The sequence below is a fragment of the Streptomyces bauhiniae genome, from assembly GCF_004784475.1.
Classification (GTDB): Bacteria; Actinomycetota; Actinomycetes; order Streptomycetales; family Streptomycetaceae; genus Streptomyces; species Streptomyces seoulensis.
The window spans coordinates 101351-121780 of record NZ_SRRT01000006.1; the positions used below are offsets into that span (position 1 = coordinate 101351).

The 20430-nt window shown below is 71.1% G+C and carries 18 protein-coding genes and 2 tRNA genes; 9 read left to right on the forward strand and 11 right to left on the reverse strand.

The genetic code is table 11. The annotated features are described in order from the left end of the window. Positions 1-43: 43 nt before the first annotated feature. The 3 genes from E5083_RS20235 to E5083_RS31775 all read right to left on the reverse strand — a co-directional run bounded on the left by E5083_RS20235 (position 44) and on the right by E5083_RS31775 (position 2423). Positions 44-919: a DUF2797 domain-containing protein gene (locus E5083_RS20235; RefSeq protein WP_135787128.1), complete on the reverse strand. Its 876-nt coding sequence runs from the start codon at positions 917-919 to the stop codon at positions 44-46. A gap of 118 nt (positions 920-1037) precedes the next feature. Further along, positions 1038-2009 carry a BRO-N domain-containing protein gene (locus E5083_RS20240; protein ID WP_135787129.1) on the reverse strand — a complete coding sequence of 324 codons (972 nt, stop codon included), beginning with the start codon at positions 2007-2009 and terminating at the stop codon, positions 1038-1040. Between the two features lie 66 nt (positions 2010-2075). Further along, the gene (locus E5083_RS31775; RefSeq protein WP_135787130.1) at positions 2076-2423 is read right to left on the reverse strand and encodes an HGxxPAAW family protein; all 348 of its coding nucleotides are present in this window, start codon (positions 2421-2423) and stop codon (positions 2076-2078) included. A gap of 78 nt (positions 2424-2501) precedes the next feature. Between E5083_RS31775 and E5083_RS20250 the strand changes: the two genes are divergently transcribed. The 3 genes from E5083_RS20250 to E5083_RS20260 all read left to right on the forward strand — a co-directional run bounded on the left by E5083_RS20250 (position 2502) and on the right by E5083_RS20260 (position 4337). Then, positions 2502-2972, forward strand: a complete 471-nt coding sequence (locus tag E5083_RS20250) for a MarR family transcriptional regulator (RefSeq protein ID WP_135787131.1) — start codon at positions 2502-2504, stop codon at positions 2970-2972. A gap of 106 nt (positions 2973-3078) precedes the next feature. Then, entirely contained in the window at positions 3079-3747 is a 669-nt protein-coding gene (locus E5083_RS20255) for a YdcF family protein (RefSeq protein ID WP_208754105.1), read from the forward strand. Positions 3748-3791: 44 nt separating this feature from the next. Next, positions 3792-4337 (forward strand): Imm21 family immunity protein, encoded by a 546-nt coding sequence (locus E5083_RS20260; protein WP_244317591.1) that lies wholly within the window; start codon positions 3792-3794, stop codon positions 4335-4337. Here the strand turns inward: E5083_RS20260 and E5083_RS20265 are convergent. From E5083_RS20265 to E5083_RS20280, 4 genes are all read right to left on the reverse strand, one after another. Then, on the reverse strand, positions 4334-4660 hold the full coding sequence (locus tag E5083_RS20265) for a YrhB domain-containing protein (protein ID WP_135787133.1): 327 nt from the start codon (positions 4658-4660) through the stop codon (positions 4334-4336). The two genes, E5083_RS20260 and E5083_RS20265, sit on opposite strands and share 4 nt — an antisense overlap. Before the next feature lie 170 nt (positions 4661-4830). Further along, complete coding sequence (locus tag E5083_RS20270) at positions 4831-5577, reverse strand: hypothetical protein (RefSeq protein WP_135787134.1); 747 nt, start codon at positions 5575-5577, stop codon at positions 4831-4833. 481 nt (positions 5578-6058) lie between these two features. Further along, the gene (locus tag E5083_RS20275; RefSeq protein WP_135787135.1) at positions 6059-6238 is read right to left on the reverse strand and encodes a hypothetical protein; all 180 of its coding nucleotides are present in this window, start codon (positions 6236-6238) and stop codon (positions 6059-6061) included. After that, positions 6235-6651, reverse strand: coding sequence for an ATP-binding protein (locus E5083_RS20280; RefSeq protein WP_135787136.1), 417 nt, complete (start codon positions 6649-6651; stop codon positions 6235-6237). Before E5083_RS20280 ends, E5083_RS20275 begins: the two co-directional genes overlap by 4 nt. Before the next feature lie 133 nt (positions 6652-6784). Between E5083_RS20280 and E5083_RS31510 the strand changes: the two genes are divergently transcribed. After that, positions 6785-7906 (forward strand): helix-turn-helix domain-containing protein, encoded by a 1122-nt coding sequence (locus E5083_RS31510; RefSeq protein WP_135787137.1) that lies wholly within the window; start codon positions 6785-6787, stop codon positions 7904-7906. Between the two features lie 54 nt (positions 7907-7960). On the opposite strand, the gene E5083_RS20290 is transcribed toward E5083_RS31510, so the two are convergent. Further along, positions 7961-8033, reverse strand: a tRNA-Arg gene (locus E5083_RS20290). A gap of 213 nt (positions 8034-8246) precedes the next feature. Next, positions 8247-8337, reverse strand: a tRNA-Ser gene (locus E5083_RS20295). Between the two features lie 199 nt (positions 8338-8536). Here E5083_RS20295 and E5083_RS32170 point away from each other — a divergent pair. Together E5083_RS32170 and E5083_RS20305 are read left to right on the forward strand one after the other, a co-directional pair. Continuing rightward, complete coding sequence (locus E5083_RS32170) at positions 8537-9352, forward strand: SSI family serine proteinase inhibitor (protein ID WP_135787138.1); 816 nt, start codon at positions 8537-8539, stop codon at positions 9350-9352. Between the two features lie 254 nt (positions 9353-9606). Further along, positions 9607-14022, forward strand: a complete 4416-nt coding sequence (locus tag E5083_RS20305) for a response regulator (RefSeq protein ID WP_135787139.1) — start codon at positions 9607-9609, stop codon at positions 14020-14022. Positions 14023-14078: 56 nt separating this feature from the next. Here E5083_RS20305 and E5083_RS20310 read toward each other — a convergent pair whose 3' ends face one another. Together E5083_RS20310 and E5083_RS20315 are read right to left on the reverse strand one after the other, a co-directional pair. After that, complete coding sequence (locus E5083_RS20310; protein ID WP_167513593.1) at positions 14079-15731, reverse strand: long-chain fatty acid--CoA ligase; 1653 nt, start codon at positions 15729-15731, stop codon at positions 14079-14081. Positions 15732-15861: 130 nt separating this feature from the next. After that, positions 15862-16452, reverse strand: a complete 591-nt coding sequence (locus E5083_RS20315; protein WP_135787140.1) for a SigE family RNA polymerase sigma factor — start codon at positions 16450-16452, stop codon at positions 15862-15864. 574 nt (positions 16453-17026) lie between these two features. Here E5083_RS20315 and E5083_RS20320 point away from each other — a divergent pair. From E5083_RS20320 to E5083_RS20330, 3 genes are all read left to right on the forward strand, one after another. Next, positions 17027-17887, forward strand: coding sequence for a bifunctional DNA primase/polymerase (locus E5083_RS20320; protein WP_135787141.1), 861 nt, complete (start codon positions 17027-17029; stop codon positions 17885-17887). Between the two features lie 61 nt (positions 17888-17948). After that, entirely contained in the window at positions 17949-18335 is a 387-nt protein-coding gene (locus tag E5083_RS20325; RefSeq protein WP_135787506.1) for a VOC family protein, read from the forward strand. An 818-nt stretch (positions 18336-19153) separates the two neighbouring features. Next, positions 19154-20383 carry a helix-turn-helix domain-containing protein gene (locus E5083_RS20330; protein ID WP_135787142.1) on the forward strand — a complete coding sequence of 410 codons (1230 nt, stop codon included), beginning with the start codon at positions 19154-19156 and terminating at the stop codon, positions 20381-20383. Positions 20384-20430: the final 47 nt, after the last annotated feature.

The window sequence follows — 20430 nt, forward strand, 5'->3', positions numbered from 1 at the left end:
GCCCTTTCGGCAGTCTGTGATTTCGCTGAGAAAGGGATGAGGGTCAGAAGAGGCCGTCCTGGCGGGCGGCGAAGTCCTTTACAGGGACGGTGATTTCGCCCTTTCCCTGAACCGGGATCAGTTCCCAGCCGGGGAGCAGACGGGTGTCGAGCACCAGTACGCCTCTGGGGCCGCCGGTGTCCAGGTGCAGGTCGGGGCCTGCGGCGGCGACGAGTTCCCCGGCCACGTGTCCGCCGGCGACCAGCTCGGTGACGGCGCCGGTGGCGGGGGCGGCGTGCTGGAGGTTGAAGTCGGCCAGGTGGTCCGTGACGTGGCAGGGCTGTCGTGCGACGGACTCCGGCCAGTTCCCGAGCGAGACGGCCCGTGCGTGCAGCTCCCGCACCTCCGCCGCCCGCTCCTCGGCTCCGGCCGGGAGGACGGCGCGTACGGTGCGCTTCTGGGCGTACGGGATGCGGTCCGGGACGCCGAGCGCGGCCCGCAGCAGTTCCTCGGTGCGGCGGGCGGCCATCAGGGGGCCGGTGCCGAGCCAGGTGAAACAGACGGCGCCCTGCTCCAGCAGCCGGGCCGGCCCGCGCTCTTCGGCGGTGATGCCGACCTTGACCAGGCCGGGGCCGAACCAGGCGAGGTAGACGCGGTACGGGCGCGGGTCGTCGGCGATCGTGTCGGCGGCCACGGAGTGCGCGCGGTCCAGGCGGGCGCAGTCGTCGCAGCGGGCGCCGGTGCTGCGCGCGGGTACGGGGGTGTGGGCGGGGCACGCGTTCCCCCGCGCGCCCACGCAGCGCCGGGCGGTGTCCTCCCGTACGCCGAAGGCGACCCGCTTCCCCCACGTCAGCGCGCTGCGCCTGCCACCGGACCAGACCAGCTCCGGCCCCTCCGGGGACCAGCGCAGTCCCGTACACGTCCACATCTGTGCTGCCATCACTCGTGAGGGTAGGAGATGCCGCCGACATCGCCTGCGGGGCGGCGGGGGCGGGTACGGTACGTGAAGAGCCCGAAGCCGCATCCTCTGAGTGCGACTTCGGGCTCTGTGTTGTGCGCTACGGCAGCGTGTAGACGGGCACCCCGTCCGCCACGCTGCCGCTCTGCCGTACACAGCCCCGCTTGATCAGCATGCGCACGCAGTCGTGGACGCGGGCGACCGTGAGGCCGGTGCGGGCGGCGACGTCCTCGAGCCGGCAGGCGACGGGGCCGTGGACCAGGGCGGGGGCGAGGTGGGCGGCGACGGCGTGCACGTCCTCGGTGACGACGAGGTTGCGGTCGCGCCAGGTGGCGAGGAGGTGCTGGGGCGTGAGCGGGGGGTTTTGGGGCGTCGGGGCGGGGCGCATGCGGTCGACGATCTGGTCGAGGGCGTCGGCGATGCGGGTGAGGACGTGTTGGACGCCGGTTACTTGGTGGGTGAGGGTGCCTAGCTGTTCGCCGACCTTGCTGCGCTCGTCGTTCGCTCGTCGGAGTTCGGCGAGGTGTTCTTCCTGGGCGGCGGCGAGGGCTTCGTCGGCGCGGAGGTTGCGTTCCTCAAGGCGGACGATGGCGTCGGCTACCTGTGGGGGCATGACGTAGGAGGTGCCGGGGGTGGTCTGGAGGGGGGCGGGGTCGAGGCTGTAGGTGCCGCTCTGCTGGATAGTGGCGATCACCTCGGCAACCCAGGTTTTGAACGGGGCACTCTCGGGCTTGGTGCACCCGTTCACGAGGAGGATCAGAGACCGCAGATTCACCATCTGCATCGACTTCTTGAGCCCGTGACCTGCAATTCTGCGCGAAGTAGTCGCTCCATAGACGCTTCGTGCCAGATCTTCGAGAGTCTGATGGCCATGCGTCGGGACATGGTGCAGCAGAGCCTGTCGCGTGTTCACGTACCCGAGCCTCGTCGCCACGTCCACAGCCGGGAACCAGTGCTCACCGTCCGGAGTGGTCAGCCTCCGTACGCGAGCTCCAGTGGCCGCGAACACGAAGTCGTCAACGTCGATGGCGCCGCGCTCGGGCAGCCGGGTCGTGTCGTTGTGCTCGTACATCGAGCATCACCTCCACCCCGGAAGCTAGGGAGGCTGATCAGCAAGTAAGGGCTGTGGAGGGCACGTTCACTCGATAGGAGACAGAGGTATCGATTCGGCACGGGTGACCACGGGGGCGGAGGCGCGTCGGCCCGCCAGAGCGCAGCCCACGCACCCAGGGTGCCCGCCACGGGCCTCCGTGTCCCGCGCCGACAGCCGCCACTCCCCCCGCGGCCGGACGCCCGGCGGCTTCCCCCACCCACTGAGGTGCAGCACCCAGGTGACCAGCACACTGGCCGCGACGAGCACCGCCCCACCCACGAGCGCCGGCGCGGACCCCGTACACACTCCCGCCCCCACGACACCACTGCCGAGGGTGGCGACGGCGCACCCGGTCCACCCGGCGATCGTGTGACCCTCGTCGTACAGACTCATGGAACGGCCTCCTACAGGTCTCTCGCGTTCTAAGAGATTTACCTCTCGAATATCTCACGAACTAAGGAATCAAGGAAGATGGACGGCAAGTCCCGCCCGCCCGCGACCCCCGCGCAGGCGCTGACCGCGATGGACGACCTCATCGCCGCGCACCTGATCGGCCAGCAGGAGATGGCCCGGCGGCTGAACCTGACCGTCACCGACCTCACCTGCTTCGGCTACGTCCTCCAGGCAGGCCCGGACCTCCTGACCGCAGGCGATCTCGCCTCCCGCATCCAGGTCACGACGGGCGCGGTGACAGGCATCCTGAACCGCCTGGAACGCGCCGGCTTCGTCACCCGCCGCCCGGACCCCACGGACCGCCGCAGGGTCCGAGTCGCAGCGGTCCCTTCTGCGGTAGCCCGCGTAGAGGCGGCCTACGGCCCCCACTACACCCGCCTGATGACCCTGTTCGCGGACTACACCCCCACCGAACTGGCAGTCATCACAGACTGGTTCACCCGAGCGACAGCCCTGGCCCACGAGTCGAGAGCGGAACAGTCGCCCTGACGCAAGCCCGAAGCCCCACCGCAACCGTCTCTCCATGGCCCCGCCCCCTCGAAGATCCAGCACCGGGACCTTACGACCCGAGCCGACCGCGGCGAGAGCCCTTTACGTGAGCGAGACCCAGCAGGGCATCACCGAGCACCAGTGGCAGCAGGCCGCGCGCATCTGGGACTACCACCAGATGCACCACCAGCCGCGCCCCGTCGACGTGGCGATCGGCCTGGGCAGCCACGACCTCGGCGTCGCCACCCACACCGCCGGGCTGTACCACGCCGGGCTCTTCCCGACCCTGGTCTTCACCGGCGGCAACAGCCCCACCACCGTCGGAGTCTTCCCACGCGGCGAGGCCCTCCACTTCCGCGAACACGCGGTCGGTCTCGGCGTCCCCACCGAAGCGATCCTGCCGGAACCGAACGCCGCCAACACCGGGCAGAACATCACCCTCTCCCGCGAGGTACTGGCCGCCGCCGGGATCACCCCGTCCACGGTGATGCTCATCTGCAAGCCCTACATGGAACGCCGGTCGTACGCGACCGCCCGCAAGCTGTGGCCCGGCATCGAGTTCCTCTGCGCGTCGGAGCCCCTGCAGTTCGACGACTACCTGAAGTCCATCGGCGACGAGAAGCTCGTCCTGGACATGCTCGTCGGCGACCTCCAGCGAATCACCGAGTACCCGAAGCTCGGCTTCGCCATCGAACAGGAGATCCCGGAGGACGTACGGGACGCGTACGAATCCCTCATCCGGGCCGGCTTCACCAGCCGCCTCATCGCTGGTTGAAGTGGCCGCCGAGCGGTGCCAGTGGGTGGCGGCAGACTGCGCGCATGGATGCTTTGGTGTGGGTGCGGTCGATGGGTGGCCCCCTGATCGTCGTTCCGCAGTCCTCGGTGAACGCCTGGGGTGGATGTACGGAGGAGGGCTCCGTTCTCGGTGATGACGGTGGCCGTGACGACTATGACCGCGCCTGTGAGGTGGAGGACTTGGCCGGTGTGATCGCCGTGGGGGCCGCCACTGCGCTTGTCCTGGCGGATGAACCTGCGAGGACGTGCTTCCTGCCGGAGAAGCTGCTGTTCGTGCGGTGGCTGGCGGCGAGCTCCGAGGCCGAGTTGCTCGCGGCAGCCGAGGCGGTACTGGCCGATCCGGACACCGCTTGGGAAGACGGCGGACTGTGGGTCACCGAGGGCCTGGCGGTGTTGATGGATTCGGCCGAAGCGGGCGCCGATCTAGGGGTGGACTACCCCGACGGCGGCCGGCCTGACGAGGCTCCGGTACAGCTCCCGGCCGGCCGGTGGAGGGTACGCGCGGTCCATAAGGACAGCGAGTTCCCGTGGGTCGGCTTGGTGCAGCTCATCGCCGAGGACGGTCACTAGGGGCGCTTGGCTTGCTTCGCTGCCAGGTTCCGGGCGTGGGCTTCGCGTCGTAGGCGGCGTTCGTAGTCGGCGATCTGACGGGCCACGGGGGTGCAGGTGGGTAGACCGATCAACCGCTCGTTCTCACGGTCCACCAGGATGGGACCGTTACCGCCCAACCGAGGACGCTGCCCGCTCCGACCGTCCCGGACCGCGCCCCAGTAGAAGATCCAGCCGAACGACAATGCTTCCACCCGCTGGATCTGAAGGTCGTACTCCCCGCGGTCCCGTATGTCATCGATCTCGGCCAGCACCAGTCGGCGCGCGTCCTCCTCGGTCAGCATCGGCCCATGCTGACACGGCCCCTCCGGAGGGGGGCGGCCCGCAGTCGATCGCTTCTGATCCGTAGCACTGCTGGACAGGGCCGGTTGTTGTGGTTGCTGTACCGCACGCGGCTGGGCGAGAACGTCCGATACAGCTCGCGGCCGTAGTCGTGGCACGCAACAGGCACGGCCTACGGAGTGCTGTGAACGGCGGCGTCCAGCACCTTCGACTGAGCGTTGACGAGATCGCTCGGGATCCTCGCCGCCGTTCCCGGCGCATCGGAAGCCGCCTTGTAGATGGCCAAGGCGGAACCGTGACGTATGACGATCACGCTGACGGGGAGTTTAAGGGCGTCCTGACCGGGTTCCATGACCAGCTTGAGCTGGAATGCGACCCCGTCGTCGCCCTGCGGTGGGTCGTTGATGGCTTCAACGTCTTCGTAGGTCGCCTTCATGGGGCCTGCCGTGTACCCCTCGCAGGACTTCAAGGCCGTGCGTAGCTCACTGATCACCCGAGCGGTATCCGCCGGGTGGTACGACGCCAGGGTGACGATCGCACCGTGCCCCTCCTTGCTGTCCACGGAGCGCTGCACGCTGCTAACGGGTGCGTAACCGCTGGCCCCGTCCACTGCGGCACTGACCGGCGCACACAGGGAGGGGTTGGTGTTCGTCCGGCGTACGGCATGGATGACGCCATTGCCGACGCCTTTCGTGCCCATCCCGATCTCATCCACTTGGACTCCGGGAAGATCGTGTGCGTCCACGACGGCGTCCTCGAGCTGCTGCTGAGACAGCACACTCGACTTCTGCTCCGTGTCCCGACCGGCCGTCGCCTTCGCCGTCGGGGGGTCCCCGTCTTGCTCGCTGCCACAGGCCGCCACACTGATGGCCATCAAAGCCATAGCCGCAAGGTGCCTTCGCCCGATGGTCCTGCTCATGATCCCCCCTGGTCTGCACAGTGACGAAGAACGATACGACAGGTCACTGCCTGCCTTCGCCATGCAAGCTGCGTGCTTGCGTGGTTCATTGCGTCCAGGTGGAGCGCGCCGCTGTACGAACGACCTGGACGCCATGGGCCGCGTCTACTCGGCTCTGCCTGGGTCGACGGTGGACGGAATGGGAGCACCCCACGCACGCCCTCACGTGCCCGCAGTCGACAACGGTGTCCCTTCCATCCCAGTGCCAGCCGATCCCCCACCGGAGGCATCGCCTTGACCGCGCCCCGTTCGATGCGGTGATCGACTCATGGCCACCGGTCATACACATGTGGGCGCGCGGAGGCGCAGCCGGGGCTTGATGAAGTAGAGATAGCTGTAACACTCAACTCCCCGTATGTCGCTGTACTTCGACTGAGGTGAGCTTGCAGGCGGCGCGAATTCGGATGGTCAGCGCCTCATCGCCAGATGCCTCGGGGAGAACTCAGGTCTTCTCTTCGTGATCCGCCTCGTCCCCGCCGGGTCCGTCGTCGGAGGCCAGGTCGTCTGTGCCGGCGGCAGAGGTCGTGCTGACCCGCAGGCAGCCGTCCGTGCCGAACATGTCGATCAACTGCGACAAGTGGGCGCGGGCTGCGCTGCGCCTCGGGGGCTCGTTGGTGGTCACCTGTGGTCCTCCAGCTCCGCCCACACGACCTTTCTCCAACGCCGTTCGTCCGTGCCCCAGTTCGTGGCGAGGGCCGCGATGAAGGGCAGGCCGCGGCCGTTCTCGTCGTTGGTCGTCGGGGTGCACGGATTGGGCAGGGTGTGGGAGAAGTCCGCGACGGATACGCGGACCGTGGCGGGGGCGACGCGTTCCACCGCTACGTGGATGGAGCCGCGTTGGGCGTGGCGTACGGCGTTGGCCACCAACTCGGAGACGAGCAGGGCTGCGTCGTCGGTCAGGTGGGTCAGGCTCCAGGTGCTGAGGGCGATGCGGGCTAAGCGTCGGGCGAGTGCGGCGCTTTCGGGTTGGCGGGGGAGCGTCTCGGTGTAGCCGGGGTGGCCGGTTCGGCGGGGGCGAGTGGCCGGTTGGGGCATCGCGGGCTGCCTTTCCTGATCGGGCGGGGCGTCTGGGATCAGGTAAGCGGGGTCCTCGTTCGAGGGGAGGGGCCGCGAAGGGGGCCAAGGGAGGGACCTGCGGAAGTAGCTTGGGAGGGAGGAGGGCTGAACCATGGACGACCGGGCGCGACGCGTTCAGTTCGGCAGCTACTTGGCGGGGCTGCGGAAGCGCGCCCGCCTCTCTCAGCGCGACCTGGCCACCCGGTTATGCGTCGCCTCCGGCATCACCACCCTGACTCGCCACGAGGTGTCCCGGTGGGAGCGCGGTGGCCGCATCCCGGATGCCTGGCTGCCTTCGCTCGCGCAGGTGCTCGACGTGCCCTTGGAGGAGTTGGCGGGACAGGCTGAGCGGGCTCGGAATGGCTCCGTACCGGACACCCGTCGGGAGCCGGACGCCTACGTGAGGGATGCCGTCGGCTGGCTGCTCGCCCATGACGACCGTCATGGTGGGGATCATGTGGCCGACGCCGCCGTGCAGGTCTGGGAGGTCGAGCGGGGGCGGATCAAGGGGGACGACAAGCAGCGCCTTGCCCAGGTGGCCGAGATCGGGGAGGTGGCGGGCTGGCTGCTGCACGACGCCGCCCGGTTCCCAGAGGCCCGTGCCACCCTCGCCGAGGCGCACACCCTCGCCCGGCTCGCCGGGGACGGTCCGCTGGAGTGGTTCATCCTCGATCTGATCGCGATGGTCGACGTGCATACCGGCCGCGTCGGAGAAGCCCTCGCGATCACGGACGAAATGCTGACCAGGCACCAAGTGCCGGGGCGGGTAGCGCTCATGGCCCGATTACGCCGTGCCCGCAGCCTCGCCCAAGCCGGGGACAGGGCTCGCGCCCTGGACGAGCTGAGGCGGGCAGCCGGGGGGCTCCAGGATTCCGTACATGCCGACGACCCCGCGTTCACCTGGTGGATCAACGCCACCGAAGTCGCGCTGCACACCGGTGAGGCCCTGTTGAGCCTCGGGGACCCCCGTGCCGCGCTGCCGCATCTCCAGCGGAGTTCCGATGCCCCCCGCGACGGGGGGCGGCGGGAGTTCGGCAATGTCCTCGCCGAGCTGACCGCACTGGTCCGGCTGGGGGCGTGGCGGGAGGCCGAGGCCCCCCTGGTCCGGCTTGATCCGATTCTGCGGACGGTCACCTCGTCCCGGACCCGCGTCCGGCTCCGGTCCACCCTGCATGCCATCGACCGGGACGGGCCGGCCTGGCTCGCGGATACCGCGCACGAGATCGCCCGGTAGGCATGTTCACCGCAAACGCAAGAGGCCCCGGATTTCTCCGGGGCCTCTTTACTGTGCACTCGGCAGGATTCGAACCTGCAACCTTCTGATCCGTAGTCAGATGCTCTATCCGTTAAGCTACGAGTGCTTGTTCTTTTGTTTTTGTCTCCGTTTCCCTGGCCTTTCGGCCTGTCCCGGCGACAGGAAGAACATTACATGACTGCCGCCGTCATGTGAAATCCGTTCCCCGCACCCTGCCTGACCTGCGGAAACGTCGAAACCTAGATCGAACGCAGGGGCCTGCCGCGAGCGTCGTAACGCCGAAGCCCCGGTCCAGGTGGACCGGGGCTTCGGATCAGGGCGGAGGCGGAGGGATTTGAACCCTCGATGGGCTTTAAGACCCAAACCGCATTAGCAGTGCGGCGCCATAGACCGGACTAGGCGACGCCTCCAGCACAACCAGTCCCGCGAGCGCGCGAATGGTGCGTGCAGATGATGACACAGGTAAGCGCGGTGTCACCAATCGCCCCCCACGGTACTAGGCACCTGGCCCGCAGGGCAAAGGGCTTCTCCCGGCGAGGCGCGAGCCGGTTCCGCGAGCGGTACCGCAGGTGGGGCGCAACGTACGGCGGGGGTGCGCGTTGGGTGGGTATGAGTGCACTCCCGCGGCGCGGCATCGCGTCCCTCGCCGTCTCCGCCGTCTCGCTCCTCTGCGGCCTCGCCGCCGACCCGGCCGACGCGGCTCCCGCCCTCACCCCCGGCTCCATTCCGACGCACGCGTACTCCGCCGCCCCGGCCCGCACTGTCCACACCGTCCCGGCACGCACGGCCCCCGCCCTCGCGTCCGCTCCGACCCGCGCGACCTCGGGCAACCCGACCTCCGCCAACCCGACCCGCGCGACCTCCCTCGCCCCGGCCCGCCCGTCCTCCGCCGGACCGACCCGCACGACCCCCCTCGCCCCGGCCCACGCCCTCCCCACCGTCCCGGTCCGCACGGCCCTCACCCCCACCTCGTCCGCAGCCCCAGGCCACGCGACCCCGACCCGCGCAATCCCCGCCACCCTGGCGAACGCCCACCGCGTAACCACCCCCGCCCTCCCCCCACCCCCACTCCCCGAAGACCGCACCGGCGACCACCTCACCCTCGTAGTCCACGGCGCCGGACCCGGCCGGGACGGCGTACGGCAGCTCTTCTGTCATCCGGAAGCCGGTGATCACCCCGACCCCGTCGCCGCCTGTCGCGTACTCGACGAGAACACCCGCTGGGGGCGGGACGCCTTCGCCCCCGTCCCCCCGGACAGCCTCTGCACGATGATCGACGGCGGCCCCGCCACCGCTCACGTCACCGGCTACTGGGCCGGCCGCCCCGTGGACGCAACCTTCAGCCGCGGCAACGGGTGCGAGATCGCCCGTTGGGACCGGCTGGTGCCGTTTCTGCCGGAGGCCGGGGCGGAGAAATCCCCGTAAAGGTCCCGCGAAGGTCTCAGGGAGTGGTCACGTGCCCGAGGAGGCCACGTCAGGGGCAAGTCGTGGGCGCGGAAAGGCGACCCGTGGTGGGATGCGGGCATATGTTCGGCGTCACTTCGTCGTGGTACCTCCCTCCCATCCGGCGGCGTGCGCGCGGGCGGAGCCCTTAGACTCCCTCGCGTGACACCCCGCGGGCCGCTTGGCAAGATGGCCCGAGCGGTCGGCAAGGTGCGGTGACAGGGAGGAAGCGTCTTGTGAGCAGCAGGCCATCCCGAGGCGCTGCTCGCCTCGCAGCCATACTCGACGCCCTGCCCGACGCGTTGCTCCTGGTCAACGCCAACGGCACGGTCGTCAACGCCAACACCATCGCCCTGGAGGCGTTCGAGGCACCCGGTACGGCGCTCGTGGGGCGGGGCCTGCTCGATCTGCTCCCGCAGTTCGACTCCAAGCTGATCCCCGGCTCGATGCGCCGCCCCGACCACATGGACCCGGCCGGCCGCACCAAGCCGACGCGGATGGTCGCCCGGCGCACCGACGGCACCGAGTTCCCGGTCGAGGTCACCAGCGCCAACCTGGAGAACCCCCAGCAGGCGTACGACGGTTCGGCGTACACCGGCGACGAACTGCTGATGCTCGTCGTACGGGACCTCTCCGGCACCGTCGACACCGAGGCCGAACTCGCCCGTTCGCAGCGGCAGACCGAGATGATCCTGCGCGCCGCCTCCGAGGGCGTCGTCGGCACGGACACCGACGGCCGGATCGTGCTGGTCAACCCCGCCGCCGCGCAGATCCTCGGCTACCGCGCCGGTGAGCTGGGCGGCCGCGAACTGCACACCCTCGTCCTGCACTCCCGCGCCGACGGCTCCCCCTTCCCGTACGACGAGTCGCCGCTCGCCGACACCCTGCGCTCCGGGCGCAAGCACCGGGTGCGCGGGCAGGTGCTGTGGTCCAAGAGCGGGGACGAGGTTTCCGTCGACCTCACCACCGCACCGGTGCGCGACGGCGACCAGCTCGTCGGCGCAGTCATGACCTTCACCGACCGACGCCCGTACCAGACCCTCGCCGACGAGAAGGAGGCGCTGGAGCAGGCGCACGCGAAGGAGCTGGAGCGGCTCGCCGAGGAGCACGCCGCCGACCTCACCGCGCTGCGCCAGAAGCACGCGGGCGAGGTCGAGGAGCTGACCGAGCGCGGCGCGGCCGAGCTGACCGAGCTGCGCGAGAAGCTCCAGGAGGAACTGGCCGCGGGCGAGGAGCGGTACGCCGCCCTCGGCGAGCGCGAGAAGGACCGGTACGACGCCCTCGCCGGGCGCCACGAGCAGTTGCTCACCCTCCTCGCCTCCTCCCTGCGCGGCCCGCTGGACGAACTGCGCCGCGAACTGGCCGCCCTCGCCGCCGACGACGCGGGCCAGCTCTGGCCCGAGGCCAACCAGGTGCTGCACCACCTCTCGGCCGGGTACGCCCGCATCACCGCCCTCATCGACAACGTCCTCGGCTTCCAGCGCCTGGACTCCGGCACCGACGACATCGCCCGCACCAAGGTGATGCTGGACGCGGTCGTCGCGGCCGGGGTCGACGGTGCCGTGGAGCTGATCGGGCCGGGACGCGTGCAGTTCGCCGTGCACGCGCCGCCCATCGAGGCCGAGGTCGACCCGCAGCGGCTCGCCACCGCGCTGGCCCACCTCGTGGCGGACGTCGCGGGCGTGGACGCCACCGGCAACGCCCCTGTGTCGTCGGCCGGTTACCTGGACAACACCGTGGTCGTCGCGGCCGCCCAGCGCGGCGAGGTCGCGCGCATCGAGGTGCGCGGGCCGTACGCCGGGGGCGACCCGGTGCACGAGCCGATCGTGCGGGGCATCGTCCGGGCACATGGAGGTGTGCTCCAGACACATGAAGTACCGGGCATGAGTGGGCGTGCCTACGTCCTCGAAGTGCCGCTGGGCGGTGGCGCCGGTACGGTCGCCGCGCGCGTCCCCGACCCGCGCGAGGCCGTGTCGAGCGGCGCCGAGGTCGCGCTCGTAGGTGACGCGGGCGAGCAGGGCGGGCGGCGGCGGGCGCGGCGGTCGTCGACCGACGCGTTCCTGGAGAGCGAGGTCCAGGCGGCCGAGGGGCCGGGTGCCTCCGCGCCCACCGGGCGGCGCCGCAGGCGCGGTGCCCCGGCGGCCGAGGAACTGGCACCGGCCGCGATCGAGAGCGCGGAGACGGCTTCCGGCGGCACCGGCCGGCGGCGGGGGCGTCCCGCCGAGGTCGGGGACGGGGTGGCGGCCGAGGGTGCCGTGATGACGGCGGCGGAGCACGCTGCCGGAACCGCCGCGTCGAATACGGGACTTGGTGGCGCGGTGCCGCCGCAGGGCATGCCGGTGCCTGCCGGGCAGCGGGCTCCGCAGGGTGGTGGCGAGCAGGCCGCGCTGCCGCCCGCGCTGCCCGCGCCGAGTGCGGAGGGTGCGTCCGAGGACGCCCAGCCGACCGGGCGGCGGCGCCGTGCGCTGGCCGCCGCGGCCGAGCGTGCGGCCGCGCAGGACACGGGGGCGCGTACGGTCTTCGCGCTGCCGCCGGCCGAGGCCGACCGGACGCCGGAGACGGAGACGCCGGGCGTGCGGGTCGGTCCGCTGGCGGGCGGTCCGGTTCCCGGTGCGGGTACGGCCGCGGGGGCCGGGGTTGCTCCGGGGATGACTGTGAACGCCGGGCCGGTTCCGGTGCGCGGGCTTGGTCAGGGTGTGGGGCCGGTTCCGGGGGAGGGTGCTGCTCCGGCTCCGATGCCGGGTGTGGGACCGGTCCCGGCTCAGGGTGCTGCTCCGATGCCGGGTGGCGCTGCGGGGGGTGGCCCGGTGCAGGGGCCTGCTCCCGGTGTGGGTCCCGTCCCGGCACAGGGTCCGGCTCCGATGCCGGGTGCTGCTCCGGGCGTAGGCGCCCTCCCGGCACAGGGTGCTGCTCCTGCTCCCGGTGTGGGTCCCGTCCCGGCACAGGGTCCGGCTCCGATGCCGGGTGCCGCTGCGGGCGTTGGCCCGGTCCCGGCACAAGGTGCTGCTCCGGGCGTGGCCCCCGTCCCGGCCCAGGGTGCCGCTCCCGCACAGGGCCCCGCCCCCGCCGCCACCACCACCACCACCGCCCAGGGCACGGCCCCCGCCGCAGCCCAGCCCCCCGCCCAGTCCGCCCCCGTACCCCCGCAGCCCCCCGCCGAGGGTGACCCCGCCGACGGCGGGCGGCACGATGCCGTGCCCGTGGACCAGTCCGAGGACCACACGCCGCCGCAGCCGCATCCGACCACCGCGCCCACCGGCAGGCGCCGCCGGGCCGTGGCCCAGCCGGCGCAGCAGGAGGCGGCGATCCCGGCCCAGGCGACGCCTCCGGCCCAGCCCCTCCCCGTACCGGCGCAGGCGACCGCTCCCGAGGCGGCCGTACCCGCGCAGCCGCTGCCCGCCGAGGCCGCACCCGCCGCCCCCGGACCCGTTCCGCAGCCGTGGCCCGATGACGAGGACGACGACACGGCGGGCGCGGGTCTGCCCGGCGCCTCGCTGCCGCCGCAGTTCACGCCGCAGGCGCGGGCCGCGCAGCCGCTGCCCGCCGAGGCGCCCGACGCCACCCAGGGCCGCGCGATCAGCGTGCGCACGCTGGGCCAGGGCGTGCCGTTCGTACGGCAGGCCGCGCAGGTGCAGCAGCCGACCGCGACCCCGCCCCCGCACGCGACCAACGGCAGCGGGCGGCGCCGCAAGCTGGGCACCCCGCCCCCGCGCCCGGAGGCGCAGCCCGAGGCGGGTGCCCGTCCGCACCCCGAGGCCACGCCGGCGCCCGCGCAGCCGCGCCGCGCGCCGGGCACCGAGGGCGTCGGGCGGTCGTACGCCATAGGGGCGCCGGACGCGAACGCCGCCGAGGGGCCCGAGCCGCTGGACGGTCCCGGTGGCGCGGTGGAGGTCGCGGACACCCCGCGTCCGCAGCCGATGGACGACGAGCTGCCCCCGGAGCCGCTGGACAACCCGCGCCGGCTGCTGGTGTGGCCCGCGCCGGACGTGACGACCTCGGAGGCGCTGAGCACCCGTGGCTACCGGCCGGTGGTCGTGCACTCGCGCGAGGAGGTCGACGCGCAGATCGCGGCGTTCCCCGCCGCGCTGTTCGTGGACCCGCTGACCGGCCCGATCACCCGGACCGCGCTGCAGTCGCTCCGCCAGGCGGCGGTGGCCGCCGAGGTGCCGGTGCTGGTGACGGCCGGCCTCGGCCAGGCGAGCCGCGAGGCGGCGTACGGCGCCGACCCGGCCGTGCTGCTGAAGGCGCTGGCGCCGCGCGACAGCGAGCAGCATCCGCCGCGCGTGCTGCTGATCGAGGAGCACGCGGAGATCGCGCTGGCGCTCACCGCGACGCTGGAGCGGCGCGGGATGCAGGTGGCGCGGGCCGCGAGCGACGCCGACGCGGTGACGCTGGCGGGGCAGTTCCGGCCGAACCTCGTGGTGATGGACCTGATGCAGACCAAGCAGCGCCAGGCCGGGATCGTGGACTGGCTGCGCGCGAACGGGCAGTTGGACCGGACCCCGCTGGTCGTCTACACGGCGGCGGTCGAGCAGGCGGACCTGCCGAAGCTGGCGTCGGGCGAGACGGTGCTGTTCCTCGCGGAGCGGTCCACCAGTGACGAGGTGCAGGGGCGGATCGTGGACCTGCTGGCCCGGATCGGCACCAACTGATCGGCATCAACTGACAGGGGGGCCGGGGGTGTTCGTACCCCCGGCCCGACCTCTGATCAGAGCCGCGTGACGTCCAGCTCGCCGTCCGCGTACCGCCTGCGCAGCACCTTCTTGTCGAACTTGCCGACGCTGGTCTTCGGGACCGTCTCGACGATCGTCCAGCGCTCGGGGAGCTGCCAGCGGGCGATCCCGCACTCCTCGGCGAGGAAGACGCGCAGCGCCTCGAAGCCGACCTCCGCGCCCTCCTTCAACACCACGGTGGCCAGCGGACGTTCGTCCCACTTCTCGTCCGGCACGGCGACCACGGCGGCCTCGGCGACGTCCGGGTGGGCCATCAGGGCGTTCTCCAGCGCGACCGAGGAGATCCACTCGCCGCCGGACTTGATGACGTCCTTGGCGCGGTCGGTCAGGGTGAGGAAGCCGTCGGGGGAGATGGTGCCGACGTCACCGGTCTTCAGCCAGCCGTCCGCGCTGAACTTGTCGTCGGGGCGCAGGGGTTCGGCGTCGGGGCCGTTGTAGTAGGCGCCCGCGATCCAGGGGCCGCGCACCTCCAGCTCGCCCGCCGACTCGCCGTCCCAGGGCAGGCGTTCGCCGCCGGGGCCGGTGAGGCGGGCCTCCACGGAGGTGGGGAAGCGGCCTTGGGTGAGCCGGTAGGCGAACTCCTCCTCGGTGCCGATCGCGTGGGCCGGCGGCCGGGCGACCGTGCCGAGCGGGGAGGTCTCCGTCATGCCCCAGGCGTGGCAGACCCGCATGCCGAGCGCGTCGAACGCCTCCATCAGGGAGGGCGGGCAGGCCGCGCCGCCGATGGTGACCTGGACGAGGGAGGAGACGTCGCGGGGGTGGGCGCCGAGTTCGGCGAGCAGGCCCTGCCAGATGGTGGGGACGGCGGCCGCGTGCGTCGGGCGCTCGGCCGCGATCATCTCGGCGAGCGGCACGGGCTGGAGGAACCGGTCCGGCATCAGCAGGTTGACGCCGGTCATGAACGCGGCGTCGGGCAGGCCCCAGGCGTTGACGTGGAACTGCGGGACGACCACCAGCGAGGTGTCCTGGTCGGTCAGGCCCATCGACTGGGTCATGTTGACCTGCATGGAGTGCAGGTAGACCGAACGGTGGCTGTACACCACGCCCTTGGGGTCGCCGGTGGTGCCGGAGGTGTAACACATGGCCGCGGCCCGGCGCTCGTCCAGCTCGGGCCAGTCGTACGTCTCCGGGTGACCGGCGAGCAGTTCCTCGTACTCGTGCAGCCGGGCGGTGCCGCCCGCGAGCGGGGCGCGGTCGCCGGGGCCGGACACCACGATGTGCTCGACGGTGGGGAGCTGGGGCAGCAGGGGCGCGAGGAGCGGGATCAGCGAGCCGTTGACGATGATCACTCGGTCGGCGGCGTGGTTGATGATCCACGCGAGCTGCTCGGCGGGGAGCCGCAGGTTGAGCGTGTGCAGCACGGCGCCCATGGACGGGACGGCGAAGTACGCCTCGACGTGTTCCGCGTTGTTCCACATCAGGGTCGCCACGCGATCGTCGTCCCGGACCCCGAGGCCGGCCAGGGCGTGCGCGAGCTGGGCGGAGCGGGTGCCGATCTCGGCGAAGGTGCGCCGGTGCGGCTCGGCCTCGCCGGTCCAGGTGGTGATCCGCGACGACCCGTGCACGGTCGCGCCGTGGGTCAGAATCCTCGAGATCAGCAGCGGTACGTCCTGCATGGTGCTCAGCACGGCGGGCGTCCTCCCCGGCAGCGTTGCCTGTACGGAAGTAGAGTCGCGCTGATTCTGCGCACATACCGAGCGGTATGTCACTAGGGGCAGGGAAAGTCGCGCTGTGGGGTGCGCCTCGCGGCGGGGTCTTTCAGTGGGCCGGGCTCAGCTCGGGGTCCTCGCGGAGTTTGCCGAGGGCGCGGGAGACGGCGGACTTCACGGTGCCGACGGAGACCCCGAGCTGCTCGGCGGTCTGGGCCTCGCTGAGGTCCTCGTAGTAGCGCAGGACGACCATCGCCCGCTGGCGCGCGGGCAGGCGCAGGATCGCCCGCCACATCGCGTCGCGCAGCGCCTGCCGTTCGGCCGGGTCGTCGCCGCCGGGACGCGGCTCCGGCTCGGGCAGCTCGTCGCAGGCGAACTCGTCCACCCGCCGTCTGCGCCACTGCGAGGTACGGGTGTTGAGCAGGGCGCGGCGCACATAGCCGTCCAGCGCCCGGTGGTCCTCGATGCGCTCCCAGGCGACGTACGTCTTGGCCAGCGCGGTCTGCAGCAGGTCCTCGGCGTCGCTCGGGTTGGCGGTGAGCGAGCGGGCGGTGCGCAGCAGGGCGGGGTGGCGGGCGCGGACGTAGGAGGCGAAGGAGGGGTAGAGCGCGGTCGCGGCCGGGGCGAGCCGGGGGTGGGGGAGAGTCTGCCGCGCTGGTGCGGCGGCGGCCGAGGCGCTGGTGCAGACGGGTGCGGTCATGTCTCCACGCTAGGAGCGGGTACGGCTCGGGGGATCGGCCGGAGGTCCCGAAGACGGGTCCGCCTCAGGTTGTAGGGGTGAGGTTCGCCGGACCTCCTGAAGGTGGAGTGGACCTCCACCCGGCCTGGGGGTTGTCCCGGAGGGGTTCCCGGAGCGGGGCGCGGCCCGTGGACGGCTTGGGCTTGGGCGGGCGTACGGCAGCGGCGCGGCGGGCACCGAAGTGCCGGCCGCGCCGCTGTCATGACCCCGAAGCACACCCCGGCGGAGCCCCTCCCCAGGGACCCCGCCCCCGGCTCACCGGAGAGGTCCGCGGTGACTGCTGTCCATCTCTTCCTCCAGAACCGACTACGGCTTGAGTCAGGGAGGTTGGCCGACCGTCCCGACTCGTTTCCTGCGACGTCGCACCGGAGTACTGCCCGGCCCACCCCGCCCCAATCTCCTCGGGGGGCGTGATTACCACGCAAGCGTGACGAGAAGTCGATAAACCCCCATCGCTACATTTCTCGCCCTTGCCGTCGATACCGACCATCCCCGCCCACTTTCCATCATCGAACGTCTGTACGACCATGGAGGCATGGCCACCTCCCCGCGACAGGCCGCGCCGCCGGCCCTCGCCCACGCGCTGTCGGCCGCCGAGCGCGGGCTGGCCGTCATCCCCCTGTCCCGGCGGAAGCTCCCCGCACTGCGCTCCCCGCACCACGACGACCCCGCGCACCCGCCCTGCCACGGCGAGTGCGGCCGGCTTGGACACGGCGTGCACGACGCCTCCACCGACCCCGCCCGCGTACGCGCCCTCTTCGCCGCCGCACCCTGGGCCACCGGCTACGGCATCGCCTGCGGGCTGCCCCCGCACCATCTGATCGGCGTCGACCTGGACACCAAGCCCGGCACCGACTCCCCGGCCGCGCTACGCGCCCTCGCGGTACGGCACGAGTTCACGATCCCCGAGACGGTCGTCGTCCTCACCCCGAGCGGCGGCCGCCATATCTGGCTCACCGGGCCACCGGACGTGGCGATCCCCAACTCCGCGAGCCGGCTGGCGCCCGGCATCGACATCAGGGGCGCGGGCGGCTACCTGGTCGGCCCCGGCTCACGGGGCACCCGCGGCACGTACGCGACGGCACCGGGCACGGCCCGTCTCCGCCCGGCACCCTGTCCCCCGGCCCTGCTGCGTCTCCTCCTGCCGCCACCACCCCGCCCCTCGCGGCCGCACTCGGCCTCCGGGGGCGCAGCCCTGCTCCACTTCGTCCGCACCGCCCACGAGGGCGAACGCAACTCCCGCCTTTTCTGGGCGGCGTGCCGGGCCTGGGAGCAAGGCATGGGGGACACGCTGGCGGAACCCCTCCTGGACGCGGCCCTGGAGACGGGCCTGCCGGAGGGGGAGGCGCGAGCGACGCTGGGTTCGGCGGCGCGGAGGGCGGGAGGACCTTGCTGAAGCCCCCGCACCGGCGGATCGTAGGACGGTGTCCACTCCCCTTGGAGGAAAAGTGCCCGCCCTGCACGTCAAGGCATTCGACCACCTGGTCCTCAAGGTCGCCGACGTCGACCGCTCCCTCGGCTTCTACACCACCCTCCTCGGCCTCCAGCCGGAAAACGTCGACGAATGGCGCGCCGGCAAGGCCCCCTTCCCCTCGGTCCGCATCACCCCGGCCACGATCATCGACATCGTCGAGGGCCCCCGCGCCGACTCCAACGTCGACCACTTCTGCCTGGTCGTAGACCCTTTGAACTGGACCGAGGTCATCGCCTCCGGCCACTTCACGGTCCTGGAGGGCCCGGTCCAACGCTCGGGCGCGCGGGGCGAGGCGACGTCGATCTACATCCAGGACCCGGACGGCAACACGATCGAGCTGCGGTGGTATCCGGAGGACGCGGGGGCGTAGCGCGGCGCATCCAGAAGGGGCGCCCCCTGGGCAACCTCCGGCTTCACGTGGGAAGCGCGGTCCACTCACGCACTTCCCGCCCCAGCAACCTCGAATGTCCAACCAGATTGGAGCGCCGTCCCACACACCGGAAACAGCCTTCGCGTTTTCCGTCTGGTGTACTGTTTTGTACGAGACTCACTGGGACTTTCCGAGACTGTATAAGACTCGCTGAGGCCCACTGAGGCCAATCACACGAAGAGCCTGACTCGGCTGCAACCAAGTCAGGCCCTTCGCCCAGTTCACGAGCCCGGTCGTCTAGGAACCGACCGGGCTCGCTGCGTGAGCAACCCCGGATACGGCCGGCCTCGCATGGGACACGTCCTATCGTGCGAACTGACCCCATGTGGCGATGATCGTCACAAGCAAGCCGACTGCCGCCAGGCCAACGGTCCACCTTTCGGGACCTGTCCATGGTTTGCGGGGCTTGCCCATGTTATTCGTCACCGTCGCTCCTCCTGCTCATCCAATCCCCTGACCATCAGGGCTGTGCCGCCGTCCCCTGCGAAGAGGTCGACGAGTTCAAGAGGAAGAGCAGGCGAAGCACAACAAGCATACGAGTGCGCCACCACACAGAGTGCGAACCAACCGCAATTCGTCTAAGCAGGTTGGCTGTTCAGCGAGACGGTGGACTGACGAGACCGCGCGCTCCCGCGCTATACGACTCCACATTTCGTAGATGACCTGGGTAACGTCGAAGGCAGAAGCCCCGACGGATGGAGCCCGATGCCTCGCCGCCTGCTGGACCGCCGGCGCCTCGCCTATAGGGGGGCGCGCTGATGTTGGAAGAAGCCGAAGAGATCGGGCGGCGCGTGCGGCGTGCCCGGCTGCGGCTCGGTATGACGCAAGCCGACCTCGCCGCCGCCCTGGGCAAGACGCAGGGCTGGGTGTCCAAGATGGAGCGCGGGCACATCGAGCTGGACCGCGTGGGCCTGCTCAACCTGCTCGCCTCGGAGCTGCACGTACACCCGAACGACCTGATCGGGCGGCCGTACAACAGCTCCCCCGCCGAGAATCAATGGCAAGTCTCCGCCGCGGCGATCCTGCGTGAACTGCGGCGTTACGACCTCGCTCCCGTCTTCGACGGCACTCCCCGGCCGGCCGCGGCCCTGTGGCAGGAGACCACCCGTCTGCACCGACTCCGCGACGCCGCCGCGAACGTGGCGATCGTGCAGATCCTGCCCGATCTGTTCCGCGAGGCACGCGCCCTGGCCGAAGTGGCCACAGGCCATGAGCGGGAAGAGGCGTACGCGATCTACGCGGTGTGCTGCAAGTTCGCTCACACTGCCGCGCACGTTCTCGGACACCCGGAGCTGGTCGCCATGGCCTGCGAACGGGCCGCATGGTCCGCGCGGCTGTCGGGTGACCCGGTATTGCCTGCTGTCGCCGACTGGATGCGCGTCTGGGACATGTGGGCCACGGCGGACTGGGACGATTCCATCGCCCTGTCGGACAAGGCGCTTCGCAGCGTTCAGCAGGACTACGACCGGGGTGAGCCGCTGGCCGTTCGGGCGTGGGGGTCACTGCACCTGCGTGCGGCTGTCGCGGCTGCGCGGGGCGGCCACAAGGATGAAGCGATAGATCGGATCAAGCACGCGCGCAGTGCGGCCAAGCGGATGACGGAGACGGCTGGTCCTCCGGTGTACGACCGTCACAGCCTGACTTTCTCGCCGGGCAACGTGCAGATTCACGCGATCAGCGTTGCCCTGGAGATGCACGAGCAGCGCGAAGCTCTGTCGATAGACCGGCGCACGAGTAAGGAGCTGATCAAATCACTTCCCAACTCCCGTCAGGGCCATCACCACATGGATCTGGCTCGCGCATGGCTGTGGGACGGGAACCGTGACAAGGCGCTGATGGAACTGGAGACGGCCGAGGGCATCGCTCCCCAGCTCGTCCGCAATCACCCGATCGCCCGGTCAACCCTGCGCAGCATCGTGTACGCCGAACGGGCAAGCACCCGCGAGAAGCTGCGCCGCATGTCAGACCGTTTCCACCTCGACGGATGAGAGTCGTATTCCTTCGGTTCATATTGGGCCTCGGAGGCATTCCTAAC